Annotated in this window: 1 protein-coding gene; it reads right to left on the minus strand. The window is 35.8% G+C overall.

Going from position 1 to position 1,710, the window contains the following annotated elements; genetic code table 11:
* Window positions 1-26: 26 nt before the first annotated feature.
* Window positions 27-1,583 (minus strand): IS1182 family transposase, encoded by a 1,557-nt coding sequence (locus tag JOC48_RS21130; protein WP_239584526.1) that lies wholly within the window; start codon window positions 1,581-1,583, stop codon window positions 27-29.
* Window positions 1,584-1,710 lie beyond the last annotated feature (127 nt).

The following is a 1,710-nucleotide window of genomic DNA, read 5'->3' on the forward strand; positions in this document are numbered from 1 at the left end:
GAGATCACTGAAAAAGTCACCTTTTTTTAGCTAACTTTTAACTCTTCATCCGAATCGGAGCTAAAGTTATTCGATTTTGAAAAAATTAATAATAAAAATTGAAAATCAGTAGTGTTTTTAGAGGATAGGATATGTGCTATCCTCTTTAAGTTTACTGCTAATGCAGTGAATTTTGCTTGTATGGCCATGCTTCGCAGACCGTACCCCCTGGCACGATCTAAACCGTGAAACTGTTTCATCTCACCATTTTTCCCTTCTTGGCAAGCTCGTTTCTTATAATTCTGCTTGAATTCTTCTGTCTTTTGTTGCTGGCTGTATTCATAGAATTCAGGGGTGTTTATTCCAACTTCAAGGATTTTACCTACATTCTTCCCCGTAATACAGCTCTCTCTTAACGGACAATCCCTGCACTGTTCTCTTTCGAAATAGTAGCGATAGGACTCTCTGTTCTTTGTTTTCTTATGATATTTTCTTACTGTTTTATTTCCTTGTGTACAAAACCATTCATCCGAATCTTTATTATAAGTATATCGTTCTTCATCAATTCTATAGGCCATTTCACTTACAGGTATGTATGGGGTGGCTCCACAACCATTAATACTATCTAGTATTTTTTTACGGAAATATGCTTTATCCCCATAAAACGCTTGTATCTCAATGCCACTTTTTTTCGTTTGATCCAATAGATAATCAAACATTTCTCCGTCTACATATGCCCCATCACTTACATTCACTGCGGTGATAAGGAGATCATGAATCATCGTGTATTCTGTCTTATACCCATAGAAGTTTTTCGTTTTTGTTTTGTGGCCTACTCGAGCGTCTAAGTCTACAATCGACCGAACCCCTTTTGATTCCAAAAACTTTGCATCATTCAATATCTCTCGCGCAAGCTCGATCATTTCTTTGGTTTTAGGGTGGCTCTCTTCAAGTTCAGTAGTTTCCTCTACCTTTGTCATCGTTTCTTCAAGGTACGATTTCATCGTTTCTTTCGCTTCTCTGTGATCTTCTATTTCTTTATAATTAGGAATTTCTTCATTGACGATTTCAGGTACTTCTCCATTTTCTTCCCGCAAATGTTTAAATATCTGCTTGGCTAATCTTTTCATCACTCGTTCAGGTGTCGCTCGAAACGTATTTGCTTCTGTATGGGTTGTGTCGATACTTACCCCGTTTGTTTCTTTAACAATACCGTGCTCTACACATTGTTTTACTACCTCTGTGATCACTTCATCTATGGTAAAATCTTGTAATCGATGTTTTCTAAATTTCGTTAATAAACTAGGATGTGGAAGGGAATCTTCTGGATTGATTCCTAGAAAATACATATAGGCAAGGTTTAAAGAGGCCTCCTCTATCACTCGTGCATCTGATAAGTCATAAAGATATTGAAGGACGGAGAGTTTGATCATAAGTTCAGGTTCTTTGGCAGGTCTGCCATAATACTTACAGTACGACTTTTCAAGTAGTTCGTTCACAAAGCTAAAATCAACGAAATCATTAACTAGTTTTAGTGTATGATTTTCTGGTATTTTATTGTATAATTCAGAGTATAAGCTTAATTGCTTATGTTGATTAAGCATAGGAAAATCCCCCAATTTGGTTTTTAGTTTCTTGTCAACTCTATTATACCAAATGTTGGGGGATTTTCTTTTTCTTTTTGTATTTTTATCATTTTACATATTTTAGGAAACGTTTTTCAGTAGTCTC

It is taken from the genome of Aquibacillus albus, assembly GCF_016908325.1.
In the GTDB taxonomy this organism is placed as follows: domain Bacteria; phylum Bacillota; class Bacilli; order Bacillales; family Amphibacillaceae; genus Aquibacillus_A; species Aquibacillus_A albus.

Excerpts from the sequence above, each read along its gene's own strand:
- JOC48_RS21130 (WP_239584526.1), bottom strand. The coding sequence starts at position 1,583 with ATGCTTAATCAACATAAGCAATTAAGCTTATACTCTGAATTATACAAT.